Annotated in this window: 14 protein-coding genes and 1 pseudogene; 8 read left to right on the forward strand and 7 right to left on the reverse strand. The window is 62.5% G+C overall.

Going from position 1 to position 17,741, the window contains the following annotated elements; all coding sequences use genetic code 11:
• Positions 1 to 98: 98 nt before the first annotated feature.
• The 4 genes from betA to speB form a co-directional block, all read right to left on the reverse strand.
• Positions 99 to 1,787: a choline dehydrogenase gene (gene betA, locus KW838_RS04330; protein WP_218500524.1), complete on the reverse strand. Its 1,689-nt coding sequence runs from the start codon at positions 1,785 to 1,787 to the stop codon at positions 99 to 101.
• A 2-nt stretch (positions 1,788 to 1,789) separates the two neighbouring features.
• Positions 1,790 to 3,364: a cytosine permease gene (locus tag KW838_RS04335; RefSeq protein ID WP_007980664.1), complete on the reverse strand. Its 1,575-nt coding sequence runs from the start codon at positions 3,362 to 3,364 to the stop codon at positions 1,790 to 1,792.
• A 254-nt stretch (positions 3,365 to 3,618) separates the two neighbouring features.
• Entirely contained in the window at positions 3,619 to 5,130 is a 1,512-nt protein-coding gene (locus KW838_RS04340; protein ID WP_102699165.1) for an aldehyde dehydrogenase, read from the reverse strand.
• A 68-nt stretch (positions 5,131 to 5,198) separates the two neighbouring features.
• Complete coding sequence (gene speB, locus KW838_RS04345; protein ID WP_008049320.1) at positions 5,199 to 6,200, reverse strand: agmatinase; 1,002 nt, start codon at positions 6,198 to 6,200, stop codon at positions 5,199 to 5,201.
• A 150-nt stretch (positions 6,201 to 6,350) separates the two neighbouring features.
• On the opposite strand from speB, the gene KW838_RS04350 reads away from it, so the two are divergent.
• The 8 genes and pseudogenes from KW838_RS04350 to KW838_RS29800 all read left to right on the forward strand — a co-directional run.
• Positions 6,351 to 7,265 carry a LysR family transcriptional regulator gene (locus tag KW838_RS04350; RefSeq protein WP_102699166.1) on the forward strand — a complete coding sequence of 305 codons (915 nt, stop codon included), beginning with the start codon at positions 6,351 to 6,353 and terminating at the stop codon, positions 7,263 to 7,265.
• Between the two features lie 69 nt (positions 7,266 to 7,334).
• Positions 7,335 to 8,843, forward strand: a complete 1,509-nt coding sequence (locus KW838_RS04355) for a sigma-54-dependent transcriptional regulator (RefSeq protein WP_007980657.1) — start codon at positions 7,335 to 7,337, stop codon at positions 8,841 to 8,843.
• Positions 8,844 to 9,245: 402 nt separating this feature from the next.
• Positions 9,246 to 9,629, forward strand: a complete 384-nt coding sequence (gene gcvH / locus KW838_RS04360) for a glycine cleavage system protein GcvH (protein WP_015094430.1) — start codon at positions 9,246 to 9,248, stop codon at positions 9,627 to 9,629.
• A gap of 32 nt (positions 9,630 to 9,661) precedes the next feature.
• Positions 9,662 to 10,918, forward strand: coding sequence for a serine hydroxymethyltransferase (glyA, locus tag KW838_RS04365; RefSeq protein WP_218500525.1), 1,257 nt, complete (start codon positions 9,662 to 9,664; stop codon positions 10,916 to 10,918).
• A gap of 166 nt (positions 10,919 to 11,084) precedes the next feature.
• Complete coding sequence (lipA, locus tag KW838_RS04370) at positions 11,085 to 12,074, forward strand: lipoyl synthase (protein WP_218500526.1); 990 nt, start codon at positions 11,085 to 11,087, stop codon at positions 12,072 to 12,074.
• Between the two features lie 32 nt (positions 12,075 to 12,106).
• Positions 12,107 to 12,865 (forward strand): M15 family metallopeptidase, encoded by a 759-nt coding sequence (locus KW838_RS04375; RefSeq protein ID WP_218500527.1) that lies wholly within the window; start codon positions 12,107 to 12,109, stop codon positions 12,863 to 12,865.
• Positions 12,862 to 13,581 carry a L,D-transpeptidase gene (locus KW838_RS04380; RefSeq protein WP_218500528.1) on the forward strand — a complete coding sequence of 240 codons (720 nt, stop codon included), beginning with the start codon at positions 12,862 to 12,864 and terminating at the stop codon, positions 13,579 to 13,581. Before KW838_RS04375 ends, KW838_RS04380 begins: the two co-directional genes overlap by 4 nt.
• A 10-nt stretch (positions 13,582 to 13,591) precedes the next feature.
• Positions 13,592 to 13,687: pseudogene (locus tag KW838_RS29800) on the forward strand (N-acetyltransferase); the annotation flags it as partial.
• A gap of 20 nt (positions 13,688 to 13,707) precedes the next feature.
• Here the strand turns inward: KW838_RS29800 and KW838_RS04385 are convergent.
• The 3 genes from KW838_RS04385 to KW838_RS04395 all read right to left on the reverse strand — a co-directional run bounded on the left by KW838_RS04385 (position 13,708) and on the right by KW838_RS04395 (position 17,729).
• The gene (locus tag KW838_RS04385; RefSeq protein ID WP_218500529.1) at positions 13,708 to 15,096 is read right to left on the reverse strand and encodes a cytosine permease; all 1,389 of its coding nucleotides are present in this window, start codon (positions 15,094 to 15,096) and stop codon (positions 13,708 to 13,710) included.
• Between the two features lie 45 nt (positions 15,097 to 15,141).
• Positions 15,142 to 15,882, reverse strand: a complete 741-nt coding sequence (locus tag KW838_RS04390) for a TorF family putative porin (RefSeq protein ID WP_102699173.1) — start codon at positions 15,880 to 15,882, stop codon at positions 15,142 to 15,144.
• Positions 15,883 to 15,989: 107 nt separating this feature from the next.
• Entirely contained in the window at positions 15,990 to 17,729 is a 1,740-nt protein-coding gene (locus KW838_RS04395) for an amidohydrolase (protein WP_218500530.1), read from the reverse strand.
• Between the last annotated feature and the right edge of the window lie 12 nt (positions 17,730 to 17,741).

Below are 17,741 nucleotides of genomic sequence, written 5' to 3' on the forward strand. Positions count from 1 at the left end.
TAGCCGTATTTCATTCAACATTGAAGTCGACTGATACTCCGCTATCGCGAGCAAGCTCGCTCCCACATTGGATCTCCATATCGGATTGCGGATTGCGGTCAGACCCGCACGTTACGCCCCGGCAACGAAGTACGCTGGCTGCTTTCCCAGCCCTCCACCAACCCCACCGGCACATCCGACGCCGGCAGCATCTGCACGCCACGCACCAGATCGGACGCCCGCTCGGCCAGCATGATGGTCGGCGCATTCAGATTGCCGTTCGGCTCGGTCGGGAACACCGACGAATCGATCACCCGCAGACCGGCGATACCACGCACGCGCAATTCGGAGTCGACCACCGCCATGTCGTCCTCGCCCATGCGGCACGAACCGCAGGGATGGTAGGTGCTTTCCAGGTTGTCGCGCACGAAGGCATCGAGGTCTTCATCGCTGGTCACCTGCGCGCCCGGGGCGATTTCGCCGTCGCGGAAGCGGTCCATGGCTTTCTGGCCGATGATCTCGCGGGTCAGGCGGATGCAGCGGCGGAAACCTTCGCGGTCCTCTTCCCGCTCCAGATAGTTGAAGCGAATCTCCGGATGCTCGTACGGGTCGGCCGAGCGAACCCGCACGTAACCACGGCTTTTCGGTTTGTTCGGCCCGGTGAGCACCATGAAGCCATGGCCCTTGATCGGCTTGTTGCCGTCGTAGCGCATCGCTGCCGGCAGAAAGTGGAACTGGATGTCGGGCCAGCGCAGGCCTTTCTCGGAGCGAATGAAGCCACCGGCCTCAAAGTGGTTGGTGGCGCCCAGGCCGTCCTTGAACAGCAGCCAGCGCAGACCGATCATCAGCTTGCTCAGCGGGTCCATCTTGCTGTTGAGGGTCACCGGTTCCTTGCAGCCGAACTGGATGTACACCTCGGCGTGATCCTGCAGGTTCTCCCCTACCCCCGGCAGCTCATGGCGCACGCCGATCCCGGCTTTGCGCAGGACGTCCGCCGGGCCGATGCCGGAGCGTTGCAGCAGGTGCGGCGAGCCGATCGGCCCGGATGAGATCAGCACTTCGCGGTTGCAAAGCACCTGGTGGGTCTGGCCGCCGTGGTCATACATGACCCCCACCGCACGTTTGCCTTCGAGGATGACTTGTCGGGTCATCGCGTGAGTGATCACCGTCAGGTTCGGACGGCCCATGGCCGGACGCAGGTAGGCATTGGCCGTGGAGCAGCGCACGCCGTTTTTCACGGTCATGTGCATGGCACCGAAACCCTCCTGCATGTAGCCGTTGCAGTCTTCGGTCTTGATGTAGCCCGCCTCCGCGCCGGCATCGACCCAGGCGCCGTACAGCGGGTTTTTCATGTGGTTGCCGTTGGTGGTGTGCAAGGGTCCGGACTGCCCGCGATAGCTGTCGCCGCCCGACTCGTAGCTCTCGGCACGCTTGAAGTACGGCAGGCAGTTGCGATAGCCCCAGCCTTCGGCACCCAGGGATTCCCACTCGTCGAAATCCAGCGCATGGCCGCGGATATACACCAGGCCGTTGATCGAAGACGAACCGCCCAACACCTTGCCCCGTGGGCAGTGAATGCGCCGGCCGTTGAGGAAAGTCTCCGGCTCGGTCTCGTAGCGCCAGTTGTACTTCTTGGTGTTCATCGGGATCGAGAAGGCACTGGGCATCTGGATCACTACGCTCTTGTCGCTGCCGCCGAATTCCAGGACCAGCACCGAGGTGGCCGGGTCTTCGCTCAGGCGGTTGGCCAACACACAACCTGCCGAGCCTGCGCCAATGATGATGTAGTCGTATTTTTGCGTGGTCATGCTTATCTCCCGACCGTCGATTCAGTGAATACCGGCAGTGGCTGCTGTTTGTGGGTCAGCGTGTCGCCGGTGGTGTATTGCGGGGAGGTTTTCTCGATCTGCTGGATCACCGCTTCTTCGCGCTTGAGGTCGATCGAGCGGCTCAGCCAGTAGTACGCCAGGCCCGAGACGATCAGCCCGACCAGCCAGGCGATGTCGATACTGCCCAGTGCCTTGGCGAGCGGGCCGACATACACCTCGCGCTGTTCAACGCCGTCGAAAATGTAGAAGAACGGAATCATCGAGATAAAACCGATGGCATAGGCGGCGATGCCGCGCAGTCCCCAGCTGCCATAGATGTTGCCGTGGGGCATGAAGAAGTGCGGGATGGCGTAGCGGCCCTTGCGCACGAAGAAGTAATCGGTGAGGTTGACCGAGGTCCAGGGCACCAGGAAGTACAGCATCACCACCAGGTAAATCCCCAGCACCGACAGGCCTTTGCCCGAACTCTGGATGCTCAGGGCCACGCCCAGTTGCAGCAGGATCACGAAGCCGATGGCCAGGATGCGTGCCTTGCGGGTGGGTTCGATGTGCTTGATCGAATCGACGCAGGTCAGCGTGGTCAGCTTGGCGCTGTAGATGTTCATCGCGATCACCGGCAGGAACGCCAGGATGGTGACCACCACCACCGCCGTACCCATCAGTGGCGACACGGTGTTGCCGACTTGCCCCAGGGCCACCAGCACGTCAGTGGTATGCAGGTGATCGGCCAGCCAGCCACCCACGGAAATCATCCATGCGCCGGACAGCGAAGCCCCAAGGAACACCACGGCGATCAGCTTGCCGCTGGAGGTATTTTTCGGCAGGTAGCGCGAGTAGTCGGACACATAAGGCGCGTAGGCGATGTTGTAGCTGGCCGCCGCCGCAAACTGCGCAATGAAACCGGTCCAGTTGAAACCCAGCGGCTCCCGGGCCACTTCACCTTCCGCGAGTGCCGGCAGCACCGCATCCGGCACCCAACCCATCAGCACCGCCATGGTCACCAGGCCATACAGCGGCAACGACAGGAACAGCGCCCATTTGAAGCTGCGGTGCATCCAGTCATGGCCGAGAATCGCCAGCACCGCCGCCGGGATGGTCACCGCCACCGCGATCACCGCAGGGCTGAAACCGAACAGCGTGTGCAACCCCTGCATCATCAGCACCAGGTTGACGATGTTGAAACCGGCGAACACGAACAGCGTCGCCAGCAGCACCAGGATCACCCCGCGATAACCGAACTGCGCGCGGGACTGGATCATCTGCGGCAGGCCCAGGTGTGGGCCTTGCGAACCGTGAAACGCCATGAACAGCGTGCCGAACATGATGCCCAGCGTGCCGGCCAGGGTGGTCCACAGCGCAGTCAGGCCGACGCTCGGGCCGACGAAGCCGATGGTCATGGTGAAGAAGGTGAAGTTGCCGAGGAACCAGAACGGGCCCTGGCTCGACAGTTTGTCGGTGCGCTCGTTCTCGGGGATGAAGTCGATCGAATGGCTTTCGACGACGGGTTTGTCATCGAGGCCGGACACGCTCGGGGCTGACTTGGCGTTAGTGTTCATGATGGTCTCTTATTGTTGGAAGATCATGACGAGATAACCGCGTTCTTTCGGGGGGAACGACTCCCGGGGCGCGTCCTTGCCGTTCCCGAATTTCAAAGGTGCAATTGCTTTCAACTTTGGCGCAAAACCTGTGGGAGCGAGCTTGCTCGCGATGGGGGCGTGACATGCAACATTGATGTTGGCTGACAGTCCGCTATCGCGAGCAAGCTCGCTCCCACAGGGATTGCATTATTCCTTGTCTTAACTGATCAGCGTCAGCCTGGCAGCGTGATCCAGACTGCCTTGGTTTCGAGCAGGTAATCGAGCTGCTCGGCGCCCAGGTCCTTGCCGAACCCGGACTGCTTGTAGCCACCGAACGGCATCGACGGATCGAGGGTGCCGTGGGCGTTGACGTAGACCGAACCGGCCTTGAGGCGCGGGATCAGGCTGTGCACTTTGCCCAGGTCGTTGGAATACAGTGCCGCCGCCAGGCCGTAAGGCGAGTCGTTGGCCAGGGCCAGGGCCTCCTCTTCATCGTCGAAGGGTGCGGTGACCAGCACCGGTCCGAAGATCTCTTCCTGGACAATGCGCATGTCATTGCGGCAATGGGCGAAGATGGTCGGCTCTACGAAGAAGCCTGGGCCATCGACCGCTTGTCCGCCGTAGACCAGTTCGGCGCCTTCGGCCTTGCCGGTCTCGATGTACTCGGTCACGCGCTGCTTTTGCAGGGCCGATACCAGTGGGCCGATGAAGCAGTCCGGGTCCAGGCCCGGGGCCATTTTCAGGGTGCGCGTGTAGGCAATCAGCTCGCGGAGGAATTGGTCGTAGACACTGCTATGAATATAGGCCCGTGTACCGGCGTCGCATACCTGCCCGGAGTTGAAAAACACACCGTTGGCGACCGCTTGGGCGGCGGCCGGGATGTCGGCGTCGGCGCAGACGATGACCGGTGATTTGCCACCGAGTTCGAGGGTCAGGCGCTTCATGTCATCCAGCGCTGCGCGGCCGACAGTCTGGCCGACCGGGGTCGAGCCGGTGAAGGTCAGTTTGTCAATGCCGGGGTGGGTGGCCATGGCCGCACCGACCACACTGCCGCGCCCGGTGACGATGTTGATCACGCCGTCGGGGATGCCCGCTTCCTGCACCAGTTCAGCGAAACGCAGGGCCGACAACGAGGTCAGTTCGGCGGGCTTGACTACCACTGTGCAACCGGTCGCCAGGGCCGCGCCGAGCTTCCAGGCCATGGTCTGCAAGGGGAAGTTCCACGGCACGATGGCACCGACCACGCCGACCGCTTCTTTGCGGGTATAGGCCAGGTAGTTGCCCGGCAACGAAGGTTCGACGGTACGGCCGTGCAGCTTGGTGGCCCAGCCGGCGAAGTAACGCAGGGTATCGACGGTGCCCTGGATGTCCACGTCCTTGGCGAAGGCCACGGATTTGCCCATGTCGATCGATTCGATTTCCGCCAGTTCGGCAGCGTTCTGTTCGATCAGGTCGGCCAGGCGCTGCATCATGCGCTCGCGCTCGGCCGGTTTGGCCTGGCGCCAGGCGCCGCCGTCGAACTGGGCGCGGGCGGCTTGCACGGCGCGGTCCAGGTCAGCGGTGGTGCCCATGGGAATGCGGGTGATCAGGCCTTCGGTCGAGGGTTCGATCACATCGGAAGTCTGGCCGTCGCTGGCTTCGACCCAGGCGCCACCGATGAACATCTTCTGGACCTTGCTGAGGAAGGTCTGGGTGGCTTCGCTGACGCCGAATTTTTGCAGGTAACTCTTGACGATCGTGTCCATTTTTATTCTCTCTGCCCGGCAGTCAGGTCCTGCCGGGGCTCTGGTTTCTGAGCTTTTTGGTTTCGATATCAGGCTGGAGTGGTTTCGCTCTCGGCGGCCGCACGCACCTTGCCGCGCTCGTGGAAGATGAAACCGATGCTGTTGAGCAGCAGTTGCGCGGCGAGGATCGAGGTCATGCCGGTCGGGTCGTACACTGGCGCCACTTCCACCAGGTCCATGCCGACGATGTTGCCCTTGCTGCGCTTGGCCAGGGCCTGGATGATTTCCAGCACTTCGTAGTAGAGGAAGCCGCCGTGGCTCGGGGTGCCGGTGCCGGGGGCGATGGACGGGTCAAAACCGTCGATGTCGATGGTGATGTAGTAGTTGATGTTCTGCGGGATCAGCGCCAGCACACCCTCGACACCGAGGCGGCGCACGTCGCGTACCGAGAGGATTTTCGAGCCGGCTTCATGGGCCGCTTCGTAGTCGTCGCGGTTGGACGACGACACGTTGCGGATGCCCATCTGGGTCATGCCGACGATGTGGTTCATTTCCGAAGCGCGGCGCAGCGGGTTGCCGTGGCCGTAGCGCACACCGTGGCGCTCGTCGACGAAATCCAGGTGCGCATCGAAGTGGATGATGTGGATCGGGCCGCGGCCTTCGAAGGCCTTGATCACCGGCGCGTGCACCGAGTGGTCGCCGCCGAGCACCACCGGCATCACGCCGGCATCGAGGATCTTGCGCACGGCGTATTCAGTGTTCTTGTTGCTGGTGGCCATGTCGGTGTGGACGATGTCGGCATCACCGACGTCGACCATGCGCACATCCGATGCGGTGAGGTACATCACGTCATCTTCGTGATCGTAGGCGCCGGCGTGACCGAAGGAAAACAGCGTCGATGCTTCACGAATCCCGCGTGGTCCGAAGCGTGCGCCGGAGCGCCACTGGGTGCCCATGTCGTTGGGCACGCCGAGCACCGCGACGTCGGCATCCAGTGCGTCCCAATCGGTGCACACCGGGGATTTGCCAAAGGTGCAATGACCCACGAATGGCAGGTTCAGGCGACCGGATTCATAACCGTTGTTCGACATTTCTAGCCTCTCCACTTCTTGTTATCGGCCTGGCGGACTGCAAGGCGACCGCCGTTGGAGAGACTATGGGCGCAGGTTTTCGTGGAAAAAATGCTAAACATCAGATACTCATATCGGCATTCCCGATGCGTCCACAGGCGGAGGTCCAAGATGATCCAGCTGCACGATGTCGACCTGAAACTGCTCAGGGTGTTTGCCACGATTGTCCGCTGCGGCGGCTTCTCGGCCGCGCAGGCGGCGCTGAATGCCGGGCAGTCGACCATCAGCGAGCAGATGACCCACCTGGAAACCCGCCTGGGGGTCAAACTCTGCCAGCGCGGGCGCAGCGGCTTTCGCCTGACCGAACAGGGCGTGGCGATTCATGAAGCCACCCAGCGCCTGCTGTCGGCGGTGGAAAACTTCTGCATGGACGCCGACGTGCTCAAGCAGCACATCAGCGGCAAGCTCAACCTGGGGATCATCGACACCACGATCACCGACCCCGACTCGCCGATCCCGCGCACCACCCAGCGCTTCGTCTCCCGGGGCCACGACGTGCACCTGAACGTGTACGTCGGCACCCCGGCGGAACTCGAAGAACGGGTGCTCGACGGTCGACTCCATCTCGCCATCGGGCACTTCCCGATCCATGTGCCGGGGCTGCTGCAATCGCCGCTGTACCAGGAAGCCCTGGGCTTGTATTGCGGGCGGCGCCACCCGCTGTTTGGCAGCCAGGCTGAAGGTGAGGAATTGCTCGAAGAAGTCGCCGCCGGGCGCATCGTCGTGCGTGGCTACATGCAGCAATACGACCTCGAGCACCTGGGCGTGAGCAAGGCGGCGGCCACCGTCGACAACATCGAGGCTTCGGCCATCCTGATCATCTCCGGCGCCTATGTCGGCTTCCTGCCCGAGCACTTCGCCAGCCAGTGGGTCAAGAGCGGCGAGATGCATCAACTGGCAGCCGCGAGCCTGCGCCTGAAGTCACCCTTCGATGTGATCACCCGGCGCGGCACGGCACCGCCGCCCATCCTCCAGGCGTTCCTCGAGGACCTGGCCGCCAGCGCCCGTAAAACCGCCAAGCCGTGATATGCCACTCGCCAAATTGAAAATTTGCCGGGCATACTGATTTCAGTTCGACAACCTTGCAGGCCCGTCATGCGCATCCACGTCACCTTCATCGACCGCGTCGGAATCACCCAGGAAGTGCTGGCCCTGCTCGGTGGACGCAGTTTCAACCTGGACGCCGTGGAGATGGTCCCGCCGAACGTCTACATCGATGCGCCGACCCTCGGCACCGAGGTGCTCGAAGAACTGCGCGAAGCCCTTTTCGATGTGCGCGGCGTGCAGGCCGTGACCCTGGTCGACATCCTTCCGGGGCAACGCCGACGCCTGCAACTGGACGCCTTGCTGGCCGCCAGTTCCGACCCGGTGCTGGCGGTGGATGACCGTGGTCATGTGCTGCTGGCCAACCCGGCGCTGATCGCCCTGTGCGGCCGCGAACCGGCCGGTGAGTCGCTGACCGCCCTGTTCGACGATGCCGACTTGCAGCGCACCCTGATCGCCCATCATTTCCGCCTGCCGATGCACGAGGTCAGTCTCGGCGGCCAGACGTTGCTCCTCGACGCGATGCCGATCACCGACGCTGGCGCCCTGCTCACCCTGTATCAACCCAATCGCATCGGCGAACGCCTGTCGGCGTTGCACCACGACCATGCCGAAGGCTTCGATGCGCTGCTCGGCGAATCACCGCCGATCCGCGCGCTCAAGGCCCGCGCGCAACGGGTCGCAGCATTGGATGCGCCACTGTTGATCCAGGGTGAAACCGGCACCGGCAAGGAGCTGGTGGCCCGTGCCTGCCATGCCATCAGCCCACGGCACGACGCGCCATTCCTGGCCCTGAACTGCGCGGCACTGCCCGAGAGCCTCGCTGAAAGCGAGCTGTTCGGCTACGCCCCCGGCGCCTTCACCGGCGCGCAACGGGGCGGCAAGCTCGGCCTGCTGGAACTGGCGGACCAGGGCACGGTATTCCTCGATGAAGTGGGGGAAATGTCGCCTTACCTGCAAGCCAAGTTGCTGCGTTTCTTGAGCGATGGCTGCTTCCGTCGGGTCGGTGGCGACAAGGAAGTACGGGTCAATGTGCGGGTGCTCAGCGCCACCCACCGCGACCTTGAAAAAATGGTCGCCGAAGGACGTTTCCGCGAAGACCTGTTCTACCGCCTCAACGTGCTCAACCTGCAAGTGCCGCCGCTACGCGAGCGCGGTCACGACATCCTGCTGATGGCCAATCACTTCATGCAGCAGGCCTGCGCGCAGATCCAGCGGCCGGCCTGTCGCTTGGCACCGAGCACCTTCAGTGCCCTGCTCGGCAACCGCTGGCCGGGCAACGTGCGACAACTGCAAAACGTGATCTTTCGCGCGGCGGCGATTTGCGAGAATCCGTTGGTGGACATCGACGACCTCGACATCGCCCGCACCGCCGTCGAGCGGCAAAACGACGGTGAAGTGGGCAGCCTGGAAGAGGCTGTTGGCGACTTTGAGAAGAACCTGCTGGAACAGCTTTATCGCAGCTATCCGTCCAGTCGATTGCTCGCTGCGCGGTTGCAGACGTCCCATAGCGCCATCGCGATTCGCCTGCGCAAGTACGGCATTCCCGGCAAGCCCTGAGTTATCTGTCAGAACACATTGTCACCGACAACACATTCCCCTGTGGGAGCGAGCTTGCTCGCGATGAGGGAGTGTCAGTCAATATCAATGTGACTGTCATGCCGCTATCGCGAGCAAGCTCGCTCCCACAGGGGACTAAGTCGTGCGCAAGATCGTCGTTCGCAAATCGATACAGCGTAGCGAAATCAAGACAAAACCTTTCCCACCCGCAATGACGGCGTCTGCGCCCACTGCCCTGTTTGCCTGTATTGATTTCAATACGGACGAAATCTCTCACGCTTAATAAAATCACATCAAGCCATTGATTTAAAACAACTAATAAACCTTGGCACCGCCCTTGCTATCACTCCTCCAACCCCGCTCGTCGCCCCGCCACGAGCCTTAAAACAATAAGGAGTTGATATGAGCCAATTGCGTTTTACCGTCGATCACGAATGGTTGCGCCTTGAGAGCAATGGCCTGGTCACCGTCGGCATCACGGCGTTTGCCCAGCAGGCGCTGGGGGATGTGGTGTTCGTTCAGGTGCCTGAATTGGGCGCCTTCGGTGCCGGCGCTGAAGTGTCGGTGCTGGAGTCGGTGAAAGCGGCCAGCAGCATCGGCATGCCGCTGGACGGTGAGGTGGTCGAGGTCAACGACACGCTGGAGAGCAGCCCGGAACTGGTCAACGAAGACCCGTTGGGCGAAGGCTGGTTCTTTCGCTTCAAACCGGTCGATGTCGAGGCGTTGAGCGACTTGCTGGATCAAGACGCCTATGCACGCCTGACCGCCGAACACGCCGACGCTTGAAGCCCCCACGAATCCGCAAAAAGGACCACACCATGTTCAGCAAACACGACCAGATCAAAGGCTACGACGACGAACTGCTGGCGGCGATGAACGCCGAGGATGCGCGGCAGGAACACCATATCGAATTGATCGCCTCGGAAAACTACACCAGCCAGCGGGTGATGCAGGCCCAGGGCAGCGGCCTGACCAACAAGTACGCCGAAGGGTATCCGGGCAAGCGCTACTACGGTGGCTGTGAGCACGTCGATGTGGTCGAGCAACTGGCCATCGATCGCGCCAGACAACTGTTCGGCGCCGACTACGCCAACGTCCAGCCGCACTCCGGCAGCCAGGCCAACGCCGCGGTTTATCTGGCGTTGCTGCAAGCGGGCGACACCGTGCTCGGCATGAGCCTGGCCCACGGCGGCCACTTGACCCACGGCGCCAAGGTGAGCTTTTCCGGCAAGCTGTACAACGCCGTGCAGTACGGCATCGACACCACCACCGGCCTGATCGATTACGACGAAGTCGAGCGTCTGGCGCTCGAGCACCAGCCGAAGATGATCATCGCCGGCTTCTCGGCCTATTCGAAGACCCTGGACTTCCCGCGCTTCCGCCAGATTGCGGACAAGGTCGGCGCCTACTTCTTCGTCGACATGGCCCACGTCGCCGGGCTGGTGGCCACCGGTCTGTACCCAAATCCCCTGCCCTACGCCGACGTGGTCACCACCACCACGCACAAGACCCTGCGCGGCCCCCGTGGCGGCCTGATTCTGGCCAAGGCCAACCCGGAGCTGGAGAAGAAGCTCAACGCCGCCGTGTTCCCCGGCGGCCAGGGTGGCCCGCTGATGCACGTGATCGCGGCCAAGGCCGTGTGCTTCAAGGAAGCGCTGGAGCCGGCATTCAAGACTTATCAGGCGCAGGTGATCCGCAACGCCCAGGCCATGGCACAGGTGTTTATCGAGCGCGGTTATGACGTGGTCTCCGGCGGTACCGACAACCACCTGTTCCTGGTCAGCCTGATCCGCCAGGGCCTGACCGGCAAGGACGCCGACGCCGCCCTCGGGCGTGCCGGCATCACCGTGAACAAGAACGCCGTGCCCAACGATCCGCAATCGCCGTTCGTGACCTCCGGCCTGCGCATCGGTACGCCGGCGATCACCAGCCGTGGCTTCAAGGAAGCGCAAAGCATCGCCCTGGCCGGGTGGATCTGCGACATCCTCGATCACCTGGGCGATGCCGACATCGAAGCCAATGTCGCCCGCCAGGCGGCCGCCCTGTGCGCGGACTTCCCGGTTTACCGCGACTAAGCACACAACACAAAACCCTGTGGGAAAAAACCTGTGGGAGCGAGCTTGCTCGCGATGGCGGACTTTCATTCAACATCAATGCTGAATGTAATGGCCTCATCGCGAGCAAGCTCGCTCCCACAGGGTCTCCCACAGGTTCTGTACCCTGCTGCACAAGGAAAACACCATGAACGCCATTGTCGAATCGACCGGCAACCACCCGGCCAAGGTGGAGGTCGGCACCAAACTGCGCGGCGCGGAAAAGGTCGCGCGGATTCCGGTGAAGATCATTCCCACGGATGAATTCCCGCGCAAACCCGACTGGATCCGCGTGCGCATGCCGATCTCTCCCGAGGTCGAGCGGATCAAGCAACTGCTGCGCAAGCACAAGCTGCACAGTGTCTGCGAAGAAGCCTCGTGCCCGAACCTCGGCGAGTGTTTTTCCGGTGGCACCGCAACCTTCATGATCATGGGCGACATCTGCACCCGGCGCTGTCCGTTCTGCGATGTCGGTCATGGCCGGCCCAGGCCGCTGGACACCAACGAGCCGATGAACCTGGCCGTGGCCATCGCCGAACTGCGCCTGAAGTACGTGGTGATCACCTCGGTGGATCGCGACGATTTGCGCGACGGCGGCGCCCAGCACTTTGTCGATTGCCTGCGCGAGATCCGCAAGCTGTCCCCCGGCGTGCAACTGGAAACCCTGGTGCCGGATTATCGCGGACGCATGGACGTGGCCCTGGCGATCACCGCCACTGAGCCGCCGGATGTGTTCAACCACAACCTGGAAACCGTACCGCGTCTGTACAAGGCCGCGCGCCCTGGCTCGGACTTCGAGTGGTCGCTGGACCTTCTGCAGAAGTTCAAGCTCGCCGTGCCCCACGTACCGACCAAATCCGGATTGATGTTGGGCCTGGGCGAAACCGACGAGGAAGTCATCGAAGTCATGCAGCGCATGCGCGAGCACGACATCGACATGCTGACCCTCGGTCAGTACTTGCAGCCCTCGCGCAGTCACCTGCCGGTGCAGCGCTTCGTGCACCCGGACACCTTTGCCTGGTTCGCCGAGGAAGGCACGCGCATGGGCTTCAAGAACGTGGCGTCCGGGCCGCTGGTGCGCTCGTCCTATCATGCCGATCAACAACTTCATGGAGGTGCCGGCGGTTTCCAGCCATGATGGAGTGACTGGTCATGCATGGAGCCGTCCCGATGCCGCGTTCACCCTGTCTGTTGTTGCTGTGCCTGAGCCTTGCCCTGACGTGCATGGCCGACGACTCGAAACCCGGGCACATGCTGTATGTGCGCAGCGTCGACCCGGGCATCGTGCAGGACATCCGCTACGCCAGCGCGCACAATTTCACCGGACACCCGCTCGACGGCTACCAGGCGGCGGAGTGCCTGCTGTCGCAGGACGCGGCGAAGGCGTTGGCCCGAGTGCAAAGCGCACTGAAAGCCGAAGGCTACGGGCTGAAGGTATTCGACTGCTATCGCCCGACCCGCGCGGTGGCGGACATGGGCCGCTTCGCCAGCGAACCCGGCGACCCGCTCAAGACCGAGTTCTATCCGCGGGTCGACAAGCAGGACTTCTGGCGCCTGGGGTATGTGGCCCGGGTGTCCAATCACTCCCGGGGCAACACCGTCGACCTGACGATGACCGGCCCCGACGCCCTGCCCGCCGACACCTGGACGCCTTCGGCCACACCGGTGGATTGCACGGCGCCTTACGGCGAGCGCTGGCACGACGGCGCGCTCGACATGGGCACCGGTTTCGACTGCTTCGATGAGCGCGCGCACACCGACTCGGCGCTGATCAACGCCACGGCCAGGGCCAATCGCCAGCGACTGACCGATGCCATGGCCAAGGAAGGCTTTGTGGGTTATTCGGCCGAGTGGTGGCACTTCACGTACAGCGGCAATCCACCGAAGCCGGACGTCATGGACTTCCCCATCACGCCGTTGGCGCCATGAACAATCTGCTCAAGGCCATGTTGATGGCGCTTTTTCCGCTGGCCGCCATGGCCCAGGGACTCGATGGCAGCGACCAACTGATCGTGGTCACCAGTAAAGGCTGGAATGACATCCAGGGTACTGCCCAGCGCTATGAACGGCACGGGCAGACCTTGCGCAAATTCGAAGCGCCCTTTGCCGTCGTTCTCGGCAAGAACGGCATGGGCTGGGGCAAGGGGCTGCTCGACAGCGGGCCACCTGAAGGACCGGTCAAGCAGGAAGGCGACGGCAAGGCGCCAGCTGGCATGTTCAAGCTGGGCACGGCGTTTGGCTACGCGCCTTCGGCCGATACCCGCCTGCCCTATCTGTCGCTGACACCGAGCATCGAATGCGTGGATGACAGCCAATCGACTCGCTACAACGAACTGGTCGACGGCGCGGTCGTCGAAAAAGACTGGAGCAGCTCCGAACGGATGCGCCGCCCGGATGAGTTGTACCGCCAGGGCATTTTCATCCAGCACAACACCCCGGCCTCTCCCGCTGCCGGCTCGTGCATTTTCTTCCACATCTGGCGCGGCCCCACGGCACCGACCCGTGGCTGTACGGCCATGGACCCGGCAGATATTGCGCGGCTGTTGGATTGGCTGGACCCTGGCAAATCCCCGGTGCTGGTGCAACTGCCGCAAGCGCAGTACGAGCAGTTGCGTGAGCGCTGGAAACTCCCCGAACGCCAGTAAACACTGGACCCTGTGGCGAGGGAGCTTGCTCCCGCTGGGGCGCGAAGCGGCCCTAAAAGATGGGACTGCTACGCAGTCCAGCGGGAGCAAGCTCCCTCGCCACAGGTACTCGCCGCTCTTCCGATATTAACCCCGCTCAACCACCACAGCACCCATCGACGGCTTGGCCAGCGCGTAATAGATCACACCCGGCACCAACAACCCGACAATCCACGAAATGTCCACGCCGCCCAGTTGCGCAACCATCGGCCCGGAGTAGAAATGGGTGTCGACAAAGGGCAACTGGATCAACACGCCGATCACATAGACGCTGATCCCCAGCACGTTCCAGCGACCGTAGCGGCCTGTCGGGTCGGACAGCGCCGGGATGTCATAACGCTCCTTGTTGATGAAGTAGTAGTCCACCAGGTTGATCGCGCTCCACGGGGTGAAGAACGTCAGCAAAAACAGGATGAAGTACTTGAACGAGTTGAGGAACGAGTACTGCCCCGCCAATGCCAGCGCAGTGGACGCCGCGACGATCAGCAGCACAAACAGCATGCGCTGGCGGGCGCTGATTTCCAGGCGGCGGCGAAAGCCACTGATGATGGTGGCGATGCACATGAAGCTGCCGTAGGCGTTGAGGGTGGACACCGTGACCTTGCCGAACACAATGCTCAGGTACAACAAGGAGGCGATCCCCCCGGTGCTGCCCAGACCGACAATGGTCGCCACTTCGTGCCCACGGAAATTCGCCCCGGCCAGTGCGGCGGCGAACACCCCGAGCACCATCGAAGCCTGGGCCCCCAGCACAGTGCCGAGACCGACAGCGGCGAAGGTTTTCCATGACGACGTCTTGCTCGGCAGGTAACGCGAGTAGTCCGCCACATAAGGGCCGAAAGCGATCTGCCAGGACGCCGAGAGCGACACCGCCAGCAGGAACGTGCTCCAGCTGAAATGACGGTTGTCGAGCAGCAGGCCGATGTCGTTGAGGGTCATCAACCGGGTGAACAGGTAGGCGAAGGCGATGATGCCCAGCACGCTGGTCACCCGCCCGACCAGGTGAATCACCCGATAGCCGAAGATCGTCAGGAACGCGATGCACGCCGCGAAAATCAGGATGCCGGCGCTGTCGCTGACACTGATCAACTGCGCAATCGCCTGCCCCGACAGCACCGCGCCGGTGGCGCTGAAACCGAGGTACATCAGGCACACCAGGACAATCGGGATCGCCGCGCCATACACCCCGAACTGCACGCGGCTGGAGATCATCTGCGGCAGCCCGAGCTTCGGCCCTTGCGCCGCGTGCAGCGCCACCACGGCGCCGCCGAGCACTTGCCCGATCAGCAAGCCGATCAGCGACCAGAACACATCACCGCCCAGCACCACGGCGAGGGCGCCGGTGACGATGGCGGTGATCTGCAGGTTGGCGCCAAGCCACAGGGTGAACTGGCTGTAGAGGCTGCCGTGACGCTCGGCCTCGGGAATGAAATCGATCGAGCGGGTCTCGATCAGGGGACTGCGTTGCGCACTCATGACGGTGTTTCCTTTGAGGAACTGTTTTTGTTGTCGGGGGTGTACTTAAAAGGTCTTGGTGGCACTGGCAACGACCGTGGCCGAACACAGGTCGTCATACCCATACCAACTGCTGCACTCGCTTTTCGACAAGTCCGTGTCGACGTAGCTCAGGCCCCAGGTCACGCCGACGAAGTCGCGTGTCAGCTTGGCCTCCCACTCGTAGTAAGACTCGCGGTTATCGCCACTGGCGGACCAGAACGCAGGGTCTTTCACATCGTTGCGTCCAAAGCGCAGGTCCAGGCCGACTTCAGCCGGCAGATCGATTTTGTAGCTCAGGTAGGTGTAAAGGGTGTCCTGGTCCTCGCCGAAAAAGTTCGGTGTGTCCTTTGAGTAATAGGCACCGAGCTTGACGCCATAGACATCGACAATGGCGTAGACCTCGCTGAGGTTGAATTCAGAGTTTTTCGGGTAGTCGTATTTGATGTAGCCCAGGTCCAGGCTGATGGCCTCGGTCGCCTGCCAGAAATAACCCGCGTAGTACTCAAGCTCCTGCCGGGTATCGAAGTCGCCACCGAAATCCACGTTGGAGGTCCAGGCGCCGATGTACAGGCCACTGCTGTGCAGCAGCGTTGCCCCGCCCTGCACGGCCGGATCCCCCAGGGTTTGCGAGATGCCACGGGTACGGTAGTCGCTGACGACGCCCAGGGTCATGTCAAGGCTGAAGTCATCGTTGAGGGCCAGGGCGTGGCTGCTCAGGGGGGCCAATGCCAGTGCGGCGAGGGTCAATGCTGAAAGTGCGTTCATACAGTTCTCTTGTTGTTATGGCGTACGGGGAATTTCAGGCATGGCGATGCCAGGCCCCTCGCGCGACGAGGGGCTGGCGGTTTTTGCGTGTGTCGGGTGTTCGCAGGTCAGGACGCGGGGGCGTAGACCTGCTTGCCGGCGAAGAAGGTGTTCAGGACTTTGGTTTCGAACAGGTCGTCATCGCTGACCTTGAACACGTCGCGGTCGAGGATGATCAGGTCAGCCTGCTTGCCCGGTGCCAGCGAGCCGATCTGCTTGTCCAGGCCCAGGGTTTTCGCGGCATTGAGGGTGTAGGCATAGAACATGGTCTGGCGGTCGATGCTTTCCTTGGCATTGAGTACGCCCAACGGCCCCTTGCGCGTGCTGGCCTGGGCAATGGCGTTGAACGGATTGGCGCTCGACACCGGCCAGTCGCTGCCACCGGCAATCGTTGCGCCAGCGTCATGCAGGGACCGCGCGGGATACTGGTAACCGTAGGCAAAGGCGCTGATGTAGGGTTTGACCAGTTCGACGGTGTAGGACTCGCCGGTGGCCCACAGCAGTTGCATCGAGGCGATCACGCCAAGCTGCTTGAAGCGCGGAAACTCCTTGGGATTGACCAGTTGCAGGTGCGCGACGCTGTGCGGCACCGGCTTCGGGCTGAGCTTGCGCGCATAGGCCACGCCATTGAGCGCTTCACGCACCGCGCGGTCGCCGACGGCGTGCATGTGCACGATCCAGCCACGTTTTTCCGCCGCCACCACCAGTTCACCGAAGTGCGCCGGGTCGGTCAGCAGTTGTCCGTCCTTGTGGCTGTTCTTGTACGGCACGATGACCGCAGCGGTCTGCCCTGGGAACTCGAGAATGCCGTCGACAAAGACCTTGATGCCGGGGAACGTCAGGTTAGGCACGCCTTCGAACTGCTTCATCACCGTGGCGATCACTTCCAGGTCGGCCGGTTTGCTCTTCGGGTTGGTGACCATCAACGCGGCGACGTGGGCGCTGAGTTCGCCGTTCTGCGCCAGCGCCTTGTACAGCGGCAGGACGCCGACGGTTTCGGCGGTGGCGTGGAAATCGAACAGTGAGTCTTCACTGCCGCCGTTCGCCGCGGCGTCCATCCACGCAGTGATGCCGAACTGGTTGTTGACCCGCACCGCCTCTTTCGCGGCCTTGAGCATGGTCTCCTGGCTGGGCGCGGGAATCCCGCTGCGCACCACGTCCCAGCGTGATTCGGCAAAGTAGCCATTAGGGGTGAAGTCCGCTTCATGGCCGACGTAACCGCGCTCTTTCTCCGGCAGGCTCTTGACCAGTGCAGCGTCGATGTTCAGACGCTTGAGCATCGCGTTGTTGGCCCAACCGGTGTGGCCGTCGATGCCGCTGAAGACGACAGGCTGATCGGCCCAGCGCCCCTGATTGAACACCTTGCCCAGTTCACGGCTTTTTTCCCAATAGGCCGAACTGACCCCGGCGACGCTGATCACATCACCAGCCCGGGCACGCCCGGCCTTGTCCTCTTCAATCAACCACTGCTCAAGTTCCGACAGCGGTTTGACTTCGTCCAGCAGGTTGGCCTTCATGCTGTCGAACGCCCCCACCACCGGGTGGCTATGGGTGTCGATCATGCCTGGCATCAACACCTTGCCCGCCAGGTCGATGCGCTGGGTCTTGGCATCGGCCAGGGCATTGATTTCGGCATCGCTGCCGACTTTGAGAATCTTGCCGTCTTGCACCGCAACAGCCTGCACCAGCGCCTGGCCGGGTTCAGCGGTAAAGACCTTGCCGTTGAACAACACAAGGTCAGCGGCGGCCATCGCCTGCACCGACGACAAGGCCAGTGCGGCGGCCAACAGGTTTGGAATCAATCGCATCGGAACGCTCTC

Source organism: Pseudomonas sp. PDM27, assembly GCF_019219205.1.
GTDB classification, from domain to species: Bacteria; Pseudomonadota; Gammaproteobacteria; order Pseudomonadales; family Pseudomonadaceae; genus Aquipseudomonas; species Aquipseudomonas laurylsulfatiphila.